Consider the following 18975-nt stretch of genomic DNA (forward strand, 5'->3'; position numbering starts at 1 on the left):
CGGGCAGTGGTTGCGCAGCCGGGTCGCGCTTCGCGTTACGCGCCGCCCTCCCGGGTACGGGTGAACACCCGCTCCCGGGCCGCCTCAAGACCCGTCGCCACCGCGCCGAGCAGCACCGCGTCCTCGCCGAGCGCGCTCGCCGCCACCTTCGGCCGCAGCGGCCCGATCCGCTGCAGGGTCAGCTCGACCGTCCGCAGCAGCAGGTCCGCGCTGTGGCCGACGCCGCCGCCGAGCACCACCAGGTCCGGGTCGAGCACGGCCGCGACGGCCGCGACCACATGGGCCAGCCGCTCGGCCTCCTGCCGTACGGCCTCCAGCGCGGGCGCGACCCCGTCCCGCGCCGCGTCGAAGACGGCCTTGGCGGTCAGCGGTTCGGACCTGGTCCCGGACATGCCGAGCTCCCGGGCGGCCCGTACGACCGCCTCGGCCGCGACGGCGCCCTCAAGACCCTGCCGCTCGGCGCCGCCCAGCTGGGGCAGCAGCGGCAGGAAGCCGATCTCCCCGGCCGCCCCGTGCGCTCCGGTGAACAGCCGCCCGTCGGCCACCACGCCCATGCCGAGCCCGGTGCCGACCAGGACGTATACGAAGAGCCTGCTGCCCCGCCCGGCGCCGAAGGCGTACTCGCCGAGCGCCGCCAGGTTCGCGTCGTTGTGCACCGACAGGGACGTGCCCAGGGGGGTGCCCAACTCCTCGCGCATCCGGTCCAGCAGGCCCGCGCGCCCCCAGCCGGGCAGGTTGTCGGCGTAGCGCACCCGCCGCCGCTCGGGGTCGTACACCCCGGGCACGCCGACGACGGTGTGCGCGACCAGGGCCGGGTCCACCCCGGCGTCGGCGATGACCCGGCGGGCCGCGGCGACGGTGAGGTCCGCCATGGCGGCGGCGCTGCGGCCGCGGTTGCGCACCTCCGCGCGCGCGACGACGGTGCCGTCCAGGTCGGCGGCGGCCACGCGCAGCCAGGCGCGCCCGATGTCCAGGCCGAGGACGTAGCCGGCGGTCGGGTCCGGTTCGTACAGCACGGCGACCCTGCCCCGCTCCGGCGGCGCCTGCCGGCCCGCCTCGCGTACGAGACCGGCCTCTTCGAGGGCGGCCAGGGCGCTGGAGACGGTGGGCTTGGACAGGCCCGTCTCGCGGGCGAGTTGGGCCCGGGAGGCGGAGCCCTCGGCGCGCAGCCGGGCCAGCAGCAGGCGTTCGTTGTTGCTGCGCAGCCGCTGCCGGTTCCAGGGTTCCGAGTCTTGACTCATCAAGTAAGGCTCCTTAACTTAATCACACTCGCACGGCGAGCCAGGGAGGTCCAGATGGCCGGAGGACCGGCGCTCAGCAAGACCCCGCCGGGCGGGGGAAGCGGCGCGGACGGTGGGGACGGCGCAGGCGGCGGGGGCAACGGCGAGGGCGGGGGGAACGGCAGCGGGGGCGGCGGGGGCGGATTCGTCCGCCGGATCGGGCTGTTCCAGGCCACCGCCATCAACATGAGCCAGATGTGCGGCATCGGGCCGTTCGTGACCATCCCTCTCATGGTCGCGGCCTTCGGCGGGCCCCAGGCCGTCATCGGCTTTCTCGCGGGCGCGGTGCTGGCGCTGGCGGACGGGCTGATCTGGGCCGAACTCGGCGCCTCGCTGCCCGGGGCCGGGGGCAGTTACGTCTATCTGCGCCAGGCGTTCCAGTACCGCAGCGGCAAGCTGATGCCCTTTCTGTTCGTCTGGACGGCGATGCTGTTCATCCCGCTGATCATGTCCACGGGCGTGGTCGGGCTTGTGCAGTACCTCGGGTATCTGTGGCACGGCATGACACAGACGCAGGGCGACCTCGTCGGGCTCGGCGTCATCGCCCTGGTCGTGCTGCTGCTGTGGCGGGGCGTGGAGCACATCGCCAAGCTCAGCGCCGTGATGTGGGGCGTGATGATCACCTCCGTGGTGCTGGTGATCGCCGCGGCGCTCAGCGACTTCGACCCGGACAAGGCGTTCACCTACCCCGCGCACGCCTTCGACCTGGGGTCCGGCCACTTCTGGACCGGCTTCGCGGCGGGGCTGACCATCGGCATCTACGACTACCTCGGCTACAACACCGCCGCGTACATGGGCGCCGAGATCAAGGACCCCGGCCGCACCCTGCCGCGCGCGATCGTCGTCTCGATCCTCGGCATCATGGGCATCTACCTGCTGCTCCAGATCGGCACCCTCGGCGTCATCGACTGGCATCAGATGCTCGACTCCGAATCGGTGGCGTCCCAATCCGTCGCGTCCGCGGTCATGGAGGAGACCTGGGGGAAGGGGGCGGCCGATGTCGTCACGGTCCTCATCCTGGTCACAGCCTTCGCGTCCGTCTTCGCGGGGCTGCTCGGCGGCTCCCGCGTCCCCTACGACGCCGCCCGCGAACGCGTCTTCTTCCGCCCGTACGGCACGCTCCACCCGCGCCACCGCTTCCCCGTGCTGGGCCTGGCCACGATGGGCGTGGTCACGGCCGTCGGCTTCCTGATCGGCCGCCACACCGACCTGGCCACGCTGATCCAGCTGCTCACCACCGTGATGGTCATCGTGCAGGCGCTGGCGCAGGTCCTCGCCGTGACGGTGCTGCGCCGCCGGCAGCCGGCGCTGCGGCGCCCGTACCGGATGTGGCTGTATCCGCTGCCGAGCGTGGTCGCGCTGGTCGGGTGGCTGGTGATCTACGGATACGCGGACAAGAACTCGCCCGGGCGCCACCCCATCGAGTGGTCGCTGGCGTGGGTCGGGGCGGGGTGCGTGGCGTTCGTGCTCTGGTCGCGGTTCGAGAAGGTGTGGCCGTTCGGGCCGAAGGAGATCAGCGAGGAGTATCTGGGCGGGGGTGTGGACGTGGCGCCCGGGGCAGGCAAGGCAGACAGGTCGGACGGTACGGACGGGGTCACCGGCGCGGCGCCAGCGCCTCCCAGCTGACGGTGACCTCGCCCTGACGCCAGCGCCGCGGGCCGTCCACGAGCGGCCAGCCCGCGGCGCGCAGCGCCTCGGCGCTCCGTATCCAGCGCTGGCGCGCGCCCAGCGCCGCGTACGGGGCGGCCGCCGCCCAGGCGCGGTCGAAGTCGCGCAGGAAGGTGTGCACCGGCTCGCCCGGCACATTGCGGTGGATGAGCGCCTTCGGTAGCCGTTCGGCCAGGTCGGAGGGGCGGTCCAGGGAGCCGAGCCGGGCCGCGAAGGTCACGGTGCGCGGGCCGTGCGCGGTGAGCGCGACCCACACATGCCGCCGCCCGATCTCGTCGCAGGTACCCTCCACCAGCAGCCCGCCCGGCGCCAGCCGCGCGCACAGCCGCCGCCACACGTCGGCGACCTCGTCCTCGTCGTACTGCCGCAGCACATTGGCCGCCCGGATCAGCGCGGGCCGCGCGCCGTCCGGCAGCGGCACCTCGAATCCGCCGTGCGCGAAGTCCAGCCCCTCCCGCCGGTACGGCCGCGCGGCGGCGACCCGGTCCGGGTCGATCTCGACGCCCACGACCCGGGCGTCCGGCCGTACCGTACGCAGCCTGTCCAGCAGCTCCACGGCGGTCCACGGCGCGGCCCCGTAGCCCAGGTCCACGGCGATGGGCGCCTCGGCGCGGCGCAGCGCGGGGGCATGGGCGGCGGCGATCCACCGGTCCATGCGGCGCAGCCGGTTGGGGTTGGTGGTCCCCCGGGTCGCCGATCCGATGGGCCGGCCCGGCGGCGAGGAGCGCTGCGGAGGGACACTGACAGACATGCGCCGAGCCTAAGCGCCGGACGGCCCGCACCCAGAAGTGCCGGAGTGTCCGCACCCAGAAGCGCCGGACGGCCCGCCCCGGAACATCACGCTTTGGCAAAGAGGAAACACACTTCGGCAAAGCGGAAATGGGAACGACAGGTTCCGGTGTTGAGAGGTCGGAGGGGAAATCCGGAGTCCGCCTCCGCCCGAGTCCGCCCCTGGCAAGGAGGTATCGCGCGGTGAGCCAGCACATTCCCCGCCTCGGCGGCCTGAGAGGCCGTTCCCACGGACACGGCCATGGACATGGAGCGTTCGGCGGGCCGCACCATCCGCGCCTCAGACGCGTCGGGCGCCGCCCGCGCCGGATCGCGATGCTCAGCGTGCACACCTCGCCGCTGCACCAGCCCGGCACCGGTGACGCGGGCGGCATGAATGTCTACATCGTGGAGCTCGCCAAGCGGCTGGCCGCCATCGACATCGAGGTGGAGATCTTCACCCGCGCCACCACCGGCGCCCTCCCGCCCACCGTCGAGCTCGCGCCCGGTGTGCTCGTACGGCATGTGGACGCCGGTCCGTACGAGGGGCTGGCCAAGGAAGACCTCCCGGCCCAGCTGTGCGCGTTCACCCACGGGGTCATGGGGGCCTGGGCCGGGCAACGCCCGGGGTACTACGACCTCGTCCACTCCCACTACTGGCTCTCCGGCCACGTCGGCTGGCTGGCCGCCCAGCGCTGGGGGGTGCCGCTGGTGCACGCCATGCACACCATGGCCAAGGTCAAGAACGCCGCCCTCGCGGAGGGCGACACCGCCGAGCCCGCGGCCCGCGTCATCGGTGAGGAGCAGATCGTCGGGGCCGCCGACCGGCTCATAGCCAACACCGAGGAGGAGGCGGACGAGCTGGTCCGCCACTACGGCGCGGACCCTGAGCTGGTCGCCGTCGTCCACCCCGGGGTGAACCTCGAACGCTTCCGGCCCGCCGACGGCCGCGCCGCCGCCCGCGCGCGCCTGGGCCTGCCGCCCGACGCGCTGATACCGCTGTTCGCGGGGCGCATCCAGCCGCTGAAGGCGCCCGACATCCTGCTGCGCGCGGTCGCCCATCTGCTGGACGAGGACCCGCGGCTGCGCGAGCGGATCGTCGTCCCGGTGGTCGGCGGGCCGAGCGGCAGCGGTCTTGCGAAGCCGGAGCGGCTGCACAAGCTCGCGGCCCGGCTCGGCGTCAGCGATGTGGTCCGCTTCCGGCCGCCGTGCACCCAGGACGAGCTCGCGGACTGGTACCGGGCGGCGTCCGTGCTGGTCATGCCCTCGTACAACGAGTCGTTCGGACTGGTGGCGATCGAGGCCCAGGCCTGCGGCACACCGGTGATCGCCGCCGAGGTGGGCGGTCTGCCCGTGGCCGTACGGGACGGGCGCAGCGGCATCCTGGTGCCCGGCCACAACCCGGCCGACTACGCCCGGGAACTGCACCGCCTGTCCGTCGACCCCGGGCTGCTGAAACGTTTGGGCATAGGGGCCGCCCACCACGCCGAGCGCTTCGGGTGGGACAAGGCCGCCGCGGCGACGGCGGACGTCTACGCGGAGGCGATGCGCGGGTACCGTCGCCTACGATCGGTTCATGGGTGACGCCGAGGTCAGCAACAAGGTCAGGAACGAGACCGCCGCGACGACGGCCGCCAGGGCCGTGATCGAGCAGACGCTGCGCGACGCCGAGCTGGAGTGGGAGAGCCCGTCCGACGGCACGTACGTCGTCGCGCTGCCCGGCACCCGCAAGCTGTCCACGACCTGTTCGCTGCGCCTGGGCCGGCACTCGCTGTCGGTCAACGCCTTCGTCGTCCGCCGCCCCGACGAGAACCACGAGGCCGTGCACCGCTGGCTGCTGGAGCGCAACACCCGCCTGTACGGGGTGAGTTACGCGATCGACCAGCTCGGCGACATCTATCTGGTGGGCCGGCTGCCGCTGTCGGCGGTCACACCGGAGGAGCTGGACCGGGTGCTCGGCACGGTGCTGGAGAACGCCGACGGCAGCTTCAACACGCTGCTGGAGATGGGGTTCGCCAGCGCGATCCGCAAGGAGTACGCATGGCGTACGGCGCGTGGCGAGTCCACGCGGAACCTGGCGGCGTTCGCCCATCTGACCGGCGAGGTCTGAGCGCCTGGGCAACCCGCCCCCTCACCCCGCCCTTGCACGACCCCTTCCGCCCGGCCCTGCCCCGTGGCATCCTCACGCCGTCGTACATCTGAACGCCGTTCACATGCATGGAAGGCGGGCTCATGGACAGCAGGGACAGGGAGATCGGCCGGAGAAGACTGCTCGGTGGCGCGCTCGGCGCCGCGACGGCCATGACGGGCGCATCGCTGCTCGGCGCCACCTCGGCGGCGGCACAGCAAGCAGCCGGCCACAGCACGGTCGCACCACCCACGTCCACCCTGTGGCGGGAGTTCCGCGCCGCCCCGTACACCCACCCCCAGATCCCCTACGTCGGCCGGGCCGGCTACCGGGGCGGGAGCGCGGACTTCCCACGCCACCCCGTCGTCGCCGACGTCCGCGCGTACGGCGCCGAACCGGACGGCTCGGCCGACGCCGCCCCCGCGATCAACCGCGCCATCGCGGACGCCGGCCGACGGGGCGGCGGCACGGTCCTGGTGCCGCCCGGTACGTACCGGGTGGACGACGTCATCCGCCTCGGCCATGACAACGTCGTCCTGCGCGGCGCCGGCAGCGGCCGCACCACCCTGCACGCCACCCGGCACCTGACCGAGCTGATCGGCCCGTACGGCAGCCGGTACGGCGGCAACAAGTCCTCCTGGTCCTGGTCGGGCGGCCTGATCTGGATCTGCCCGACCAACCGCTGGCGCACCCTCACCGACGCGATCAAGGCGCAGGACTGGCCCTTCGAGGGCTGGACCGGCAACAAGCGCGACGAGTGGCACACCCTCACCGACGTCACCGGCTCCGCCCGGCGCGGCGACTGGACCGTCACCGTCGCGGACACCTCCCGGCTGCGCCGCGGCGACCGCGTACTGCTGCGGCTCAGCGACGACGCGGACCACACCCTGCTGCGCCATATGGCCGGGGACGTCGAAGGCGCCGCCGACTACGTCTGGGCCGACAAGACCAAGCTGACCTCGTACGTCCCGTACGAGTGGCCCTGCCGGATCACCGCCGTCGACGCCCGCCGCCGCCGGATCACCCTCGACCGCCCCCTCCCGCTCGACGCCCGGCCCGTCTGGCAGCCGCGGCTGACGACCCTGGTCAAGGGCGTCGTCGGCGCGGGCGTCGAGGGCATCACCCTCGACATCGTCGAGACGCCGCAGTCGCAGCACCTGCTCGACAAGGGCTACAACGGCGTGGCGCTGCAGTGCGCTTGGGACTGCTGGGTCGACGACGTGACGGTCAACAACCCCGACAACGGCTTCCTGCTGGTCGCGGCGAAGGCCTGCACGCTCAGCCGGATACGGGTCTCCGGCCGCGGCAGCCACCACCCGTTCTGCTGCCGCGAGGGCTCCCACGACAACCTCATCGAGGACTTCGTGCTCAGCGAGCGCACGGTCCCGGCCCCCGCGGGGACGCAACTGCACGGGATCAACGTCGAGGGCCTGTCCAGCTACAACGTCTGGTCGCGCGGGCGCATGGAGATGGGCACCTTCGACACCCACCGCGGGATGCCCTTCGCCAACGTCCGCACCGACATCACCGTCGACAACGACGGGCGGCACGGCGGCGATGCGAGCGCGGGGCCGCTGTACGGCGCGCGGTTCACCCACTGGAACGTCACCGTCACCAACCAGCGCGCGGGCCTGATCAAGATCGACGAGATCGCCCCGTACAGCGCGACGGCCGGTATCAGCGAGGTGCGTGAGTTCGACCAGACCGACGTCCCGGACTTCGCCGGTCCGCTCCACTCCCGTATCGAGTCCTACGGCCACCCGGAGGCGCTGCGCCCCCGCAACCTGTACGAGGCGCAGCGCGACTTGGACTGCTGAACTTCACCGGGATTCACCGCGATTCTCGGTGAAGAATCTCGCCCCCTGAAGCCTCTTCCATGTGAACCGGTCACCGACCGGGAAGCATCAAGGAAGAGAAGAGATGGGGGGCCGGGCATGAGTGACGCGGTCGAGGAGGCCACGGGCGGCGGGGAGTTCGAGTTCGAGGAGCTGGAGGACTTCGGGGATTTCTACGCCCGGACCTACCCCTGGCTCGCTGCCCGCGCGGTGATGCTCAGCGGCAATCGCCAGAACGCCGAGGACGCCGTCCAGGAGGCGTTCATCGAGGCGATGCGCCGCTGGCCGACGGTGCGGGCGTGCGCCTCGCCGGAGGGGTGGGTCGTGACCACCATGCGCCGCAAGCTGTCGCGCGACGGCCGGCGTTGGTGGTTCCGGTGGAAGCCGGTCGAGCTCACCGTACCGGCCGCCACCACCGCCACCGTCGAGGAGACAGCGGAGGCCCTGGCCGTGCTGCGCGCGCTCGGCATGCTGCCGCCGCGCCAGCGCCAGGTGGTCGTGATGCACTCCCTGGAGGGGATGAGCTACGCGGAGATCGGCGCCGAGCTCGGCATCAGCACCGGGAGCGTCGGCAGCAATCTGCACAGGGCCCGCGCCCGGCTCAGCCTGTTGCTCGACGCCTCGCCGGAGCTCGGTCGGCCGGGAGACTCCCTGGTCCCCGGCGTACGGACCGACCCGCTGTCCACGGCGCTGCGCGGCGCCGCCGAGTGGCTGCGGGAGGGGCTGCGCGCCGCTCACGACCGTGGCGACCATGGTGCCCCCGGCGACCGGGCCCCCGGCGACCGGGGGCGGAGATGATCGCCGCTGCCGTCTCCGCCGCCCGGGCCGTGCTGGCCCTGGTGCTGCTGGTCGTCTTCTACGCCCTGGTCGGGCTGCTGGTCCTGGTGTGGCTGGCCTTCCTGGTGCTGGGGCTGTGGGCCGCCGGGGCGCCGGAGAGCACGGCGCCGCCCACCAGCGTCATCCTGGCCTGCGCCGCTTTCGCGCCGATCCTGGCGGGCATGGTGTGGGCGGTGGTGCGCACCGCGCGGCCCGCCGGGCCGGCGGAGGGCACGGTGTGGGTGAGCCGCCGCAGGGCCCCCGCGTTATGGGCGGCCGTCGAGGAGCTGGCCGACGGCGTGGGCACCGCCCCGCCGGACGCCATCCGGCTGACCGCCGAGGTCAACGCCTCCGTCACCGAGGACGCCTCGTTCCTCGGCCTGGTGCCCGGCCGCCGCACCCTCTACCTCGGCCTGCCCCTGGTGGTGGGCCTGCCGCCCGCCGAACTGCGCGCGGTGCTCGCGCACGAACTGGGCCACTTCTCCCGCCGCCACAGCCGCTTCGGCGCCCTCGCCCACCGTGGCTCGGCGGGGCTGGCGGCCGCCTGCGAGGCGATCCGGAGCGCGGCGGCGGCCAACGACCTGGTGCGGATGTACGCGGGCGGGCCCCTGCTGCTGCTCCGCGGCTACACACGCGTCTTCCGCTGGCTCACCCGGCCGGTCCGGCGGCGCCAGGAGCTCGAGGCCGACCGCGAGGCGGCCCGGGTGGCCGGGGCGCGGACGGTCGGCGACGCCCTGCGTTCCGCGTCCGCGCTGGAACAGGCATGGCTGGAGTTCGTCGCGGGCTTCCTCACCCCCGTACGCCGGACCGAGGGGCGCGTACCGGACGATCCGTTCCGCGCCTTCGCGCAGCTGGTGGGCGCCCCTGAGCTGCGGGAACGCTTCGCCACGCTCCGGGCGCGGGCCACCGAGCGGCCCGCCGACCGCGACGACCCGCACCCCGACCTGGCCACCCGCCTCAGCCGCCTGGCTCGCCTCCCCGACCGGCCGGGCGAGGGGGGTGTCGCCGAGCCCATCGAGGTGCCGTCGGGGTACGCGGTGGAGCTGGCCCGCACGCTGTACTCGGGTCGTCACCCCGGCCGGCATCCCGGCCTGGGGACAACGTCGACCATGCCGTGGCGGGACTGGCTCGGGCTGCTGGCCGAACACCGGGCGACGCGGCTGCTGGGGCCGCTGGCGGAGGCGGTCCGTACGGTCGAGAAGGCCGAGGGGATATCCGGGGAGCCGCCCCGGGGGCTGACGATCCAGCGGGTGCTGCGTCTGCTCGACAGCGGACGGCGGATGCCGCTCGCCCGCGCCCTGGGCAGCCGCCTACCTCCCGAAGAGAGAAACGAGGGGTCCGGGCGGGGCCCGTTGGACCTGCTCGCGGAGGCCCTGTACGTGCTGATCGGGGCGCAGTTGGTCGCGCGGGGGAGCGCGCACTGGACGATGAACTGGACCGGCCCGGGCACCCTCGTACCGCCCGAGGGCATCGCGCCCGAGACGATCCGGGACTGGGCCGACACCGCCGTACGTCTGCCCGGCGAGACCCAGCGGCTCGGCCTGTACGTGGCCGCGCTGGAGGTGGACGAGCGGGCGCCGCTGCCGGGGGAGAGGACCCGGACGGGGCGAAGGGCCCTGACAAGGCGCCCCAGCCCTCCAAGATCAACATCACACCCGACATGGACCCACCCGCACGGCGACGTATCTCCGGCATCCGGGTGCTGGCGCTCACCGTGCTGCTGGGGATGACGGCCGTGACCTGGCTGCTGTGGGCCAACCGCGGGGAGCGGACGTACCCCGGGACGCCCGGGACGGGGTGGCAGCGGGTGAACCCGACGAGCACATACGCCCCGGCCACGGCCCCGTCCTTGCCTCTGCCCACGGCCCCGATCTGGACGCCGGGGACGTTGCTGCGGCCGAGTTTCGACATCGAGTCCCTGGTGCCCAGGCACACGCCGTGAACGGCGGGGGCTCAGCCCGCTGAGACGGTGCGATCGGTCCTGGAGCCGTCCCCGGCAGGTTCCCCCACGCCGTCCACTCGCTCCGCCCCAGGCCCGACGGCCCGCATCAGCGAGGCGTACCCGACCGCGGCCAGGGTCCCCACCGCCGCGCAGCCCGCCCACAGCACATCCGCCCCGTAGTGGTCGATCACCGCCCCGGCCGTCAGCGGGGCGACGAGCGCCGCGAGCGACCAGGAGAGCACGTAGACCCCCTGGTAGCGGCCGCGCCCGTGGGTCGGGGAGAGCCGGGCCACGAGCCCCATCTGGATCGGGGTGTTGATGATCTCGCCCATGGTCCAGACGCATATGGTCAGGGCGTAGATCGCGACCGATCCGGCGAAGGCCGTGAGCCCGAAGCCGTAGCCGATCAGCAGCGCGGCGGCGACCAGCAGCCGGGTCGGCTCGTGGTGCCGCTCGATGAACCGGGTGACGGGGATCTGCACGGCCACGATCAGCACCCCGTTCACCGCGATCGCCAGCCCGAAGTCCGAGCTGGACAGGCCGCTTTCCCCCATCGCCACCGGCAGCGCCACGAACGCCTGCTGGATGAGCGTCGCGACCAGGAACGACAGCGCCACCACGGCCATGAACGACCGGTCGCGCAGCACCGTCCCGAGCCCGGTCTCCGGCTCGGCAGCCCCCGCGCCCGTCGCCTCCTCCCGCACCGGGCGGGACTCGGGCAGCTTGACGAAGACGACGACGGCGCACAGCAGCGTCATCATTGCCTCGCCCAGGAACAGCGCCAGATAGCCGTGCTCGGCGATCAGCCCCGCCACGGCAGCGGAGAAGGCGAAGCCGAGGTTGATGGCCCAGAAGTTGAGCGAGAAGGCGCGGACCCGGTCCTCCGGGGCGACGATGTCGGCGATCATGGCCTGCACCGCGGGCCGCGATCCGTTTGTCGCCATGCCGACGAAGAAGGCGACCGCGGCGATCGCGACCGGATGCTCGACGAACCCGAGCACGGCGACGCTGACCGCCGTCGCGCTCTGCGCGATCAGCAGCGTGGGACGCCGCCCCAGCCGGTCCGTCATGACCCCGGCCCCCAGCGCCGACACCGCCCCGCCCAGCCCGTGCAGCGCGCCGACCAGACCGGCGTACGTGGCCGAATAGCCGCGGTCGACAGTCAGGTACATGGCAAGGAAGGGGGCGACGAAGCCGCCCAGCCGGTTCACCAGGGTGGACGTCCACAGCCACCAGAAGGCGCGGGGCAGACCCGAGACGCTTTCCTTCGCTGCTTGTGTCAGTCTGGCGACGGACGGTAGCGCAACGGACATCGGGCGACCCCTTGTGCAAAGACGCGGCATAGGTAAGTGGTGCAAGCGGTAACCGCAAATTACCGACCCCGGCCCCCCGCGCGCCACCGGATTGACCTGGTGCGTCAAGCGTTGCGTTCATACGCGTCAAGTAGGCTCGACGCCATGGCCGACGCACCGTACAAGCTGATCCTCCTCCGCCACGGCGAGAGCGAGTGGAACGCGAAGAACCTGTTCACCGGCTGGGTGGACGTCAACCTCAACGAGAAGGGCGAGAAGGAGGCAGTCCGCGGCGGTGAGCTGCTGAAGGACGCCGGCCTGCTCCCCGACGTGGTCCACACGTCCCTCCAGAAGCGCGCCATCCGCACCGCGCAGCTCGCCCTGGAGTCCGCCGACCGCCACTGGATCCCGGTCCACCGCTCCTGGCGGCTCAACGAGCGCCACTACGGCGCCCTCCAGGGCAAGGACAAGGCCCAGACCCTCGCCGAGTTCGGCGAGGAGCAGTTCATGCTCTGGCGCCGCTCGTACGACACCCCGCCGCCGCCCATCGACGCCGACTCCGAGTGGTCGCAGGCCGACGACCCGCGCTACGCGACCATCCCCCCGGAGCTGCGGCCGCGCACCGAATGCCTCAAGGACGTCGTCGCGCGCATGCTCCCGTACTGGTACGACGGCATCGTCCCGGACCTCCTGGCCGGCCGCACGGTCCTGATCGCCGCCCACGGAAACTCGCTGCGCGCCCTGGTCAAGCACCTCGACGGCATCTCCGACGCCGATATCGCGGGCCTCAACATCCCCACCGGCATCCCGCTCGCCTACGAGCTCGACGCCGACTTCCGCCCCCTCAAGCCGGGCGGCACCTACCTCGACCCGGAGGCCGCGAAGGCGGCCATCGAGGCGGTCAAGAACCAGGGCAAGAAGAAGTAGATTTTGTGATCATGCCCCCGACCTGCGCGTATGGCGCGGATCGGGGGTATTTTCACGGCTTGGGCCCACTGTGGGCCCTCAACGCCTTGGGCCTTCCGGCCGAGGATACGCACAGGCTTACTCGTGGGCGCTGATCACACCGCCGGCGCTGAGCACGATGGACCCGCCGTTGGCGTCGAGCCCGGTGTCCTGCTGGTTCGCCTCTATCGTGGCGACCTCGCCCTCGAAGCCGAGGATCTGCGCACGGTAGTGGAGGTCGCCGATCTTCGTGACCTTGGCCGTCCAACCGCCCGCGAGCCTGAACGTGCCCGGTCCCTGGTGTCCGCCGCCCATCCAGGAGCGGACCTCGCCACCCAACGTCATCACGACGAACATGCCGTTGGCGTCGAGCCCGGCGTCGTGCTCGTTCGCCTCCAGCGTGGCCAGGACGTCACCGTCGTTGACGATCTTGAGGAGGTAGTGCTGGTCGCCGAGCTCGTAGATCTCGGCCGTGCTGCCGTCCACCAGGGTCTCGGTGCGGGACGGGGATGCCGCCTTGTTCGCAACGCCCGCCTTGGTGTCGACCTTGGCATCGGAGCCCTGCGCCCCGGCGGAGGAGGACTCGGCGGCGGCTGCGGGCTTCGTGCCGGCGGTGTCCGAGCCAGAGCAGGCGGTCAGGCTGAGGCCGGCGGCGGCGATCAGGGCCGCGGCGGCAACGCGCAGGGTGCGGCGACGAGCGGTGCGGACAATGGTGCTGGAGCTCATTTCGGGTCCCCCCTGGGGCAGTCGGTGTCGTTGTCTCCTCGGTGCGTCAACCACTCTGGTCGGGGCCACTACCGCCTGGCTGCCATCCCGCTAACTTCCGGCTAACGCAGGTCTGAGCAGGGGAAGGGGGCCTGGCTCATTCTTTGTCGCCGAATGGCTACGCCCAGCGCTAGCCGCTCTTCCGGGGCCTGGCTGGGTCCTCTTCGGCCTTCCTGATCGGTCCCGGGCCGTCTCTGGGCCGTCCAAGGCCGATCAACGGTGGCCAAGAACGACCAACGTCGACCACCAGGCACTCACGGGCACCGCTTCTGAGCAGCGAAAACCCAGCTCACCAAGATTCCCGGCAAGACCCAGGGCAAGAAGAAGTAAGCCGACGCTGCCAAGCGCCGTGAGTAAGCCCCCTGCCTGCGGTTCTCCGCGAGTAGGGGGCTTAATTGAGCTCACCCCACAGCGCGCCGTGTTCGGCTTTCGTCTCGGACCCTGCGGGTCCAAAGCGCCAGCAGGAGGAGGGAAGGGGGCGGCCGGTCCGGTGTCCCGATTCCCTGGCCCGGTGGGCGGGATCGACTCTCCCCCTACCCCCTCTCAAAAAAATGCTTGATGCAGAGCAAGCGATTTTTTGAGAGGGGTGGGGAGGCCCCGAACCGGACCGACGTCCACCGCTCCGGGTGGCCATCCGCCGCTCCGCCGCCCGCCGGCGCACCAGTCATCGTGCCCAACACTCCTATCAGTGGTCGCCATCCGCCCGGCCATCGACTGCCGTCGCCGACACCGTTCCGACGGCGAGGTAGGCGGTCACAATCTTCCCATCCGGGATCTTCGTTACTTGGAAGCTGGTGGCGCACCGATCGACGGCGACGACGCCCCGGCCGCTCTCCTCGTCGTCCCCCGCGATGATCTGGACGGGTAGATCCGTCGAGTAGTCGCGCACATGAACGTGAACACCGTGCGGGCCAGCCAGAACGGTCAGATGGCATCGTCCGTCGGTGTGCTTCCAGACGTTCGTGAGCAACTCGGTGGTCACGAACAGCACCTCGTCCACCACCAGCGCGAAAGCCGGAGTGCTGAGGAGAACACGAAGCAGGCGGCGGACCTCGGCGGGAGTCTTTTCGAGCACTCTTGAGAATTGACAGGTGTACCGCTGGTGGGAAGCGAGCCCCGGGTCTACGTCGACAACCATGTGCGTCAGCGGCCTCTCCGGCTGGCCATGAAGGCAAGGGGGCAAGTGGCGCACACATTGTCCGCCGCCGAAAAGGTGGCCAGACGCGGCGACCATACGCTGTCCACCCGCCACTGGGTAGCCGCCGTGCAGGCCGAGGCGTACGCGGGTCTTGGCGACCTCCCAGCCTGCGAGCGAGCCCTCGACACCGCAGAAGAAGTCCGGCGCCTGCCCTCCCCCGGCCACAACAACGGCTGGCTCCGCTTCGACGGCTCCCGCCTCGCGGAGGAACGCGGCGCCCGCTACCTCCAACTGGGCCGACTCGACCTGGCCGAAGAAACCCTCCAGGAGGCACTGCGCCAAGTAACCATGGTTCAGGGACAGTCCTACCGTCGACGAGCGGCCGTCCTGACCGACCTGGCTTCCATCGGCGCTAAGCGCAGCGATGTCCAGCAGGTCATCACGTACGGCTATAAGGCCCTGCGACTGGCCCGCGATCCGGCTCCGGGTATGTCGCCCGAAAGCTCCTGAACTTGCGAGCCACCGTCAGCCCCCTGGCCCGCGACGGCCGCATCGCTGATCTGGCAGCCGAGATCACCGCACTGACCACCACATGAGGAAGGCAACCCCATGCCCCACCCCGACGGCGCACGCCTGTTCCGGAAAGCCTGGATCGCCGGCGTACGAAAGCACTTCCCGGGCGAGCCCAAGCCCGGCTACGTCACCCCCTGGGAGGAAACCCCGGAGTGGGAACGCCAAGCGGCGGGCGCCGTTCACGAACAGGTACGCCAGTTCCTCGCCGTCAGCGACGGTCACGCCACCCGGCTCACCCGTGAACAGAAAGGCCGCTTCGTAGCCATCTGCTGGACCGCGCAGATGTACAAGCACTTCGGGGATCCGAAGCCGGGCTACGTCGCGGACTGGCCGGATCTGCCGGACTGGCAGAAGGAAACGGACGCGGACATCTTTGAGGCCATCGAGGACGCCATCGACTGATCGCAGTGCTTCTCACTACCGCGCCGACTCCACCCCGCCTTTCGAAGTGCCATGTATCTCCCGGGACCGGACACGCCAAGCGCAAGCGGTGAGTCGCAACCTTCTCTGCGGGTTCAAGGCCCGCGCACGGCGCGGGCCTGCCTCCTGTCTTCGCCCCGGCTGGCCGCGCCCGGCGGCGCGCTCGGCGGCTGCGGGCATGAAGGGGGAGACACCCTCTGTGGCTGGGGCGATCGGCTCCGCGACTTTAGCCAGCCACTTTGGCGCGAGCCTCGAAGATCACGGCCCCAACGTCGTGCTTTACCGGGCAGGTCCACAGACTGCCCGACGCGCCGGAAGCTTACGGGGCCATGATCACTCGCCCCGAAGCAGCTCCAGCCCAAAGCCGCTCCGCCGACCTTCAGGTCAGCGAAAAGCCCCAGCGAAGAGCCTCATTCTCGATTTCTATCTGCTCCTGATCCAATTCGGCCTTTCGGACAGGATCTAGGTTTTGCACATTGAGCATGGCTTGCACGGAGGCGTAGCGGATTCTCGCCTTCTTGCGTCGGCTCACGAGTTCTAGATTCACGAGAATCCACTCAAAGAACGCCGAGAGCAGGACTGCAATCAGTGGAGCCAAGTACAGAAATGCTTTGCCCGCTATCTTATCCTGGTAGCTTTCGCCAACGAAAGCGGCTAGGCCGACGCCGGCGCCAGCCCCGGCGAGCGACGCCTTGAGGGCGTCAGCGTTAAACGGCGTTGGAACGGCTGGCCCAGTTTGCGTAATGCCGTTCCGTTGCGGGGGAATCGTCACGAAGCACGTCCCGTGGGCTTACTGTCGTGCCCATTCAGAAATTCGTCAAACCGTGCCGCCTCGCTTGCGTCGGCCAGATCGAGGTTGACGGAATGAGCGTCGCGACCCTTCACCTCGAAGGTTACTTTGTGGCCAGCGATATCGACTCGCACGGAGTTTAGTCGGCGTAATTGCATCAGTTGTCTAAATGCGCGCCAGCCGACTGGAATGAACGTGGCAATTACAGCAGCCAATGCGCCAGCAATTTCAGGTTCCATCCACCGACCTCCCCCTGATTCAGTGTTGCTCTCGCATTTGTGCGAGCATCAACTAACCAGCATACCTACCCAGTTGAGCAGTGGAAGCAACTTCCAACTGATCATTTAGCGTGTCTCTACGGCAGACGTTGCCACGGGGGTATCCATGGGGGCCGAGTAGTCCGACGGTCAGCCGAGGCGACTCTAGGGAAGCCGGTCGAGGGCCGCGGTGATGTGGCTAAGGGTGTCCCGCAATGGATCTCCGGTCCGAGGCCGGCCAACGCTGATGGTCGGCGCCCGTAGGGCGACCACCCCCACCCCGCTCCGGCCTGTGCCGGGCGAGTTGATCTGCCACACTGGAAGGGTTATGCCTGCACCCGGAGAACAAAGCTGATGTGTGCTGATCGCGTGCAGCGGCAGGCGTACGAGGTGAGTGTCTAACTGCGTGACAACGCCCACGGACACCGGCGGACGAGCGCGAACACTTACGGACCATCGCAGCAGGTGAGAGCCACACCAGCCCAAGGTCGGACGCTCACCCACGTTGCTTCGGGACGAAGAGGTCGTGGGTTCAAATCCCCCACCCCGACAGAGAAACAACAGCTCAGGGCCGGTCTCCTCCCGAGAAGACCGGCCCTGACTGTTTCTCCCCGGGCTCTTGGGTGAACCCTTGGGGCAATCTCCACCGAGACGGCCCCGCTCTGTCACGGCGCGCGAAGATCAGCACATGGAAGAGCTGCTGCAGTTCCTTGCCTCACGCATCGACGAGGACCGACTCCACGTGGCCAGCACCGTCGGCAACGAGGCCCTCCTAGACAGCCACTTGCCACTGCTCGATGCGGTCGAGACGCTGGCCGACGAGTACAGAAGCATGGCGGACCCCTGGGACGGACGCACGCACGGCTTCACAGACGCCCTCCGCATCCTTGCCCAGGCGTACGCGGCGCACCCTGCCTACCACGATGAATGGCGACCATAGGCCGCCTTCAAGGAGACACGGCCTCGCCGTCGACAACAGTCCGTCGTAATCCCTTGTGGACCAGTGCCATGGCTCCCACTTCAACAGCGAAGATGCTAGCGAGCCCGCCCCCGCCGTCCGTCTCAGTTTCTGTCTCATTCAGCGCCGTTCACGGCCGTTCAGGCGAGACCGAGGGGCGCGGTGTCAGAGGCTGGTGGGACCGTGCCTGCATGGACACGCTCTTTGATCTTCCCGAACCGGAGACACCAGAAGAAGCCGTCATTGCTCGCTACAGGCTGAGCGACGACCAGTACGGTTCGCCCGCCGAGCGGGAGGCAACCTTTGCCGCTGAGCGCGCCATGACGGCCGCTGTCGAAGCGGCGGAAGTCGGTGAGGTGGACGGGAATGAGTTCGGCGGAGGTGAAGTCGTGCTGTACGCCTACGGGGCGGATGCGGCGGCGCTCTTCAAAGTGATGGAGCCGACCCTTCGGGGTCTGCCGTTCAGGCCCGCCCACGTCGTGTTGCGGCAGGGGAGCCGGGTGACGGAGTCCCGAGAAGGTCCTGACATCCACTGCTGACATCAACGACGCCGGACGAGGGCGCACACCAGCGACTCTGTCCGGCCGTCCCACCAGTCGCCGACCGCAGTCGAAGCGGGCGCGAATCGAACTCCTGATGCGGTGCTCATCTCAGCATGACGGAACGGAGCCAGTCGGCGAGCGCGGAGAAGTCGGCGTCCACGAGGCCCTTGGCCGGGTCGACGCGATGGAGCAATGACGGCCCGAGGTGACTGGCGTCGACCCACAGGCGGTCTATGGCGCTGATCTCGTCATCGACCCAGATGAACGGCCGGCCGTCGGCCCACTCGACAAGGTGGCGGGTCTTCCAGTGCAGGCCGCGCGGGCTTTCGTCGGCGCAGGGGGGCGGCCACTCCACCACGGGCAGCCTCGGCAGTCCGATGCGTGGGGAGACAGCCTCGTTCGCCTCCTCCATCCAGGTCGTCGCCCACACGAGACGGCAGCCCAGGGCCATGAGACGCGATCCGAGCCCAGGGTCGAGCCGCTTCAGCAGTGGGTTCCCCTGATCGGGAAACGTCGAGGAGCCGGCGGCAGCGGTCTGCGGGTGGCAGGACGATGAACCGAACGGGATGAGTGGACCGTCGACATCGAGGAAGAGGAGGGGACGCTCCGTCGCGCTTGTCACGACGGCACGATAGCCCGGCTTGGCAAGGAAGAGGCTCCCCCATTATTGGGCCGTCTCTGGGCCGTCCGAGGCCGCTCGACAGTGCCCGACAACGACCGATGACGGCCGCTCAGAGCGGAGTGATCAGGGCGATCACCAGCGAAAACGCAGCTCACCAAGATGCCCGGCAAGACCCAGGGCAAGAAGAAGTAGGAAGCAGCTACGAATAAGCCCCCTGCCCGCGGTTCGCCGCGAGC

20 protein-coding genes are annotated in these 18975 nt (G+C 70.4%); 12 read left to right on the forward strand and 8 right to left on the reverse strand.

Annotation, left to right across the window (positions count from 1 at the left end):
- Positions 1-35: 35 nt before the first annotated feature.
- On the reverse strand, positions 36-1241 hold the full coding sequence (locus ACFV2X_RS19060; RefSeq protein WP_385617636.1) for an ROK family protein: 1206 nt from the start codon (positions 1239-1241) through the stop codon (positions 36-38).
- A gap of 54 nt (positions 1242-1295) precedes the next feature.
- On the opposite strand from ACFV2X_RS19060, the gene ACFV2X_RS19065 reads away from it, so the two are divergent.
- Complete coding sequence (locus ACFV2X_RS19065; protein WP_385617638.1) at positions 1296-2906, forward strand: APC family permease; 1611 nt, start codon at positions 1296-1298, stop codon at positions 2904-2906.
- Here ACFV2X_RS19065 and ACFV2X_RS19070 read toward each other — a convergent pair.
- Positions 2875-3699, reverse strand: coding sequence for a class I SAM-dependent methyltransferase (locus ACFV2X_RS19070; RefSeq protein WP_385617640.1), 825 nt, complete (start codon positions 3697-3699; stop codon positions 2875-2877). The genes ACFV2X_RS19065 and ACFV2X_RS19070 overlap by 32 nt on opposite strands.
- 221 nt (positions 3700-3920) lie before the next feature.
- Between ACFV2X_RS19070 and mshA the strand changes: the two genes are divergently transcribed.
- From mshA to ACFV2X_RS19100, 6 genes are all read left to right on the forward strand, one after another.
- Positions 3921-5300 (forward strand): D-inositol-3-phosphate glycosyltransferase, encoded by a 1380-nt coding sequence (gene mshA, locus ACFV2X_RS19075; RefSeq protein ID WP_385617642.1) that lies wholly within the window; start codon positions 3921-3923, stop codon positions 5298-5300.
- On the forward strand, positions 5293-5826 hold the full coding sequence (locus ACFV2X_RS19080) for a YbjN domain-containing protein (protein ID WP_385617644.1): 534 nt from the start codon (positions 5293-5295) through the stop codon (positions 5824-5826). Before mshA ends, ACFV2X_RS19080 begins: the two co-directional genes overlap by 8 nt.
- A gap of 107 nt (positions 5827-5933) precedes the next feature.
- Positions 5934-7661: a glycosyl hydrolase family 28-related protein gene (locus ACFV2X_RS19085; protein WP_385617646.1), complete on the forward strand. Its 1728-nt coding sequence runs from the start codon at positions 5934-5936 to the stop codon at positions 7659-7661.
- Between the two features lie 117 nt (positions 7662-7778).
- Positions 7779-8477 (forward strand): RNA polymerase sigma factor, encoded by a 699-nt coding sequence (locus ACFV2X_RS19090; RefSeq protein ID WP_385617648.1) that lies wholly within the window; start codon positions 7779-7781, stop codon positions 8475-8477.
- Entirely contained in the window at positions 8474-10225 is a 1752-nt protein-coding gene (locus tag ACFV2X_RS19095) for a M48 family metallopeptidase (protein ID WP_385617650.1), read from the forward strand. Before ACFV2X_RS19090 ends, ACFV2X_RS19095 begins: the two co-directional genes overlap by 4 nt.
- Complete coding sequence (locus ACFV2X_RS19100; protein ID WP_385617652.1) at positions 10156-10437, forward strand: hypothetical protein; 282 nt, start codon at positions 10156-10158, stop codon at positions 10435-10437. The genes ACFV2X_RS19095 and ACFV2X_RS19100 overlap by 70 nt, the downstream gene beginning before the upstream one ends.
- Positions 10438-10448: 11 nt before the next feature.
- Here ACFV2X_RS19100 and ACFV2X_RS19105 read toward each other — a convergent pair whose 3' ends face one another.
- Positions 10449-11750, reverse strand: coding sequence for an MDR family MFS transporter (locus ACFV2X_RS19105; RefSeq protein WP_385617654.1), 1302 nt, complete (start codon positions 11748-11750; stop codon positions 10449-10451).
- A 144-nt stretch (positions 11751-11894) separates the two neighbouring features.
- Between ACFV2X_RS19105 and ACFV2X_RS19110 the strand changes: the two genes are divergently transcribed.
- Positions 11895-12656 (forward strand): phosphoglyceromutase, encoded by a 762-nt coding sequence (locus ACFV2X_RS19110; protein WP_385617656.1) that lies wholly within the window; start codon positions 11895-11897, stop codon positions 12654-12656.
- A gap of 117 nt (positions 12657-12773) precedes the next feature.
- On the opposite strand, the gene ACFV2X_RS19115 is transcribed toward ACFV2X_RS19110, so the two are convergent.
- Positions 12774-13400: a hypothetical protein gene (locus tag ACFV2X_RS19115; RefSeq protein WP_385617658.1), complete on the reverse strand. Its 627-nt coding sequence runs from the start codon at positions 13398-13400 to the stop codon at positions 12774-12776.
- A gap of 724 nt (positions 13401-14124) precedes the next feature.
- On the reverse strand, positions 14125-14577 hold the full coding sequence (locus ACFV2X_RS19120; protein ID WP_385617659.1) for an ATP-binding protein: 453 nt from the start codon (positions 14575-14577) through the stop codon (positions 14125-14127).
- A gap of 45 nt (positions 14578-14622) precedes the next feature.
- Here ACFV2X_RS19120 and ACFV2X_RS19125 point away from each other — a divergent pair, with 45 nt between their 5' ends.
- Both ACFV2X_RS19125 and ACFV2X_RS19130 read left to right on the forward strand, forming a co-directional pair.
- Positions 14623-15087, forward strand: a complete 465-nt coding sequence (locus tag ACFV2X_RS19125) for a tetratricopeptide repeat protein (protein WP_385617661.1) — start codon at positions 14623-14625, stop codon at positions 15085-15087.
- A 99-nt stretch (positions 15088-15186) separates the two neighbouring features.
- Positions 15187-15552 (forward strand): hypothetical protein, encoded by a 366-nt coding sequence (locus tag ACFV2X_RS19130; RefSeq protein ID WP_385617663.1) that lies wholly within the window; start codon positions 15187-15189, stop codon positions 15550-15552.
- Positions 15553-15949: 397 nt separating this feature from the next.
- On the opposite strand, the gene ACFV2X_RS19135 is transcribed toward ACFV2X_RS19130, so the two are convergent.
- Together ACFV2X_RS19135 and ACFV2X_RS19140 are read right to left on the reverse strand one after the other, a co-directional pair.
- A complete protein-coding gene (locus ACFV2X_RS19135) occupies positions 15950-16342 on the reverse strand; it encodes a hypothetical protein (protein ID WP_385617665.1) in 393 nt (130 codons plus the stop codon).
- A complete protein-coding gene (locus tag ACFV2X_RS19140) occupies positions 16339-16599 on the reverse strand; it encodes a hypothetical protein (RefSeq protein ID WP_385617667.1) in 261 nt (86 codons plus the stop codon). The genes ACFV2X_RS19135 and ACFV2X_RS19140 overlap by 4 nt, the downstream gene beginning before the upstream one ends.
- Positions 16600-17305: 706 nt before the next feature.
- Between ACFV2X_RS19140 and ACFV2X_RS19145 the strand changes: the two genes are divergently transcribed.
- Positions 17306-17557: a DUF6221 family protein gene (locus tag ACFV2X_RS19145; RefSeq protein WP_385617669.1), complete on the forward strand. Its 252-nt coding sequence runs from the start codon at positions 17306-17308 to the stop codon at positions 17555-17557.
- A gap of 209 nt (positions 17558-17766) precedes the next feature.
- A complete protein-coding gene (locus ACFV2X_RS19150; protein WP_385617672.1) occupies positions 17767-18114 on the forward strand; it encodes a hypothetical protein in 348 nt (115 codons plus the stop codon).
- Between the two features lie 106 nt (positions 18115-18220).
- Here ACFV2X_RS19150 and ACFV2X_RS19155 read toward each other — a convergent pair whose 3' ends face one another.
- Positions 18221-18739, reverse strand: coding sequence for an HAD domain-containing protein (locus ACFV2X_RS19155; protein ID WP_385617675.1), 519 nt, complete (start codon positions 18737-18739; stop codon positions 18221-18223).
- Between the last annotated feature and the right edge of the window lie 236 nt (positions 18740-18975).

It is taken from the genome of Streptomyces sp. NPDC059679, assembly GCF_042734105.1.
Taxonomy (GTDB): domain Bacteria; phylum Actinomycetota; class Actinomycetes; order Streptomycetales; family Streptomycetaceae; genus Streptomyces.

Coding starts and splice junctions, on each gene's coding strand:
- ACFV2X_RS19115 (WP_385617658.1), bottom strand. CDS start 13,400: ATGAGCTCCAGCACCATTGTCCGCACCGCTCGTCGCCGCACCCTGCGC.
- ACFV2X_RS19130 (WP_385617663.1), top strand. CDS start 15,187: ATGCCCCACCCCGACGGCGCACGCCTGTTCCGGAAAGCCTGGATCGCC.
- ACFV2X_RS19120 (WP_385617659.1), bottom strand. CDS start 14,577: ATGGTTGTCGACGTAGACCCGGGGCTCGCTTCCCACCAGCGGTACACC.
- ACFV2X_RS19090 (WP_385617648.1), top strand. CDS start 7,779: ATGAGTGACGCGGTCGAGGAGGCCACGGGCGGCGGGGAGTTCGAGTTC.
- ACFV2X_RS19105 (WP_385617654.1), bottom strand. CDS start 11,750: ATGTCCGTTGCGCTACCGTCCGTCGCCAGACTGACACAAGCAGCGAAG.
- ACFV2X_RS19080 (WP_385617644.1), top strand. CDS start 5,293: ATGGGTGACGCCGAGGTCAGCAACAAGGTCAGGAACGAGACCGCCGCG.
- ACFV2X_RS19070 (WP_385617640.1), bottom strand. CDS start 3,699: ATGTCTGTCAGTGTCCCTCCGCAGCGCTCCTCGCCGCCGGGCCGGCCC.
- ACFV2X_RS19100 (WP_385617652.1), top strand. CDS start 10,156: ATGGACCCACCCGCACGGCGACGTATCTCCGGCATCCGGGTGCTGGCG.
- ACFV2X_RS19145 (WP_385617669.1), top strand. CDS start 17,306: ATGGAAGAGCTGCTGCAGTTCCTTGCCTCACGCATCGACGAGGACCGA.
- ACFV2X_RS19085 (WP_385617646.1), top strand. CDS start 5,934: ATGGAAGGCGGGCTCATGGACAGCAGGGACAGGGAGATCGGCCGGAGA.
- ACFV2X_RS19140 (WP_385617667.1), bottom strand. CDS start 16,599: ATGGAACCTGAAATTGCTGGCGCATTGGCTGCTGTAATTGCCACGTTC.
- ACFV2X_RS19150 (WP_385617672.1), top strand. CDS start 17,767: ATGGACACGCTCTTTGATCTTCCCGAACCGGAGACACCAGAAGAAGCC.
- ACFV2X_RS19060 (WP_385617636.1), bottom strand. CDS start 1,241: ATGAGTCAAGACTCGGAACCCTGGAACCGGCAGCGGCTGCGCAGCAAC.
- ACFV2X_RS19110 (WP_385617656.1), top strand. CDS start 11,895: ATGGCCGACGCACCGTACAAGCTGATCCTCCTCCGCCACGGCGAGAGC.
- ACFV2X_RS19095 (WP_385617650.1), top strand. CDS start 8,474: ATGATCGCCGCTGCCGTCTCCGCCGCCCGGGCCGTGCTGGCCCTGGTG.
- ACFV2X_RS19065 (WP_385617638.1), top strand. CDS start 1,296: ATGGCCGGAGGACCGGCGCTCAGCAAGACCCCGCCGGGCGGGGGAAGC.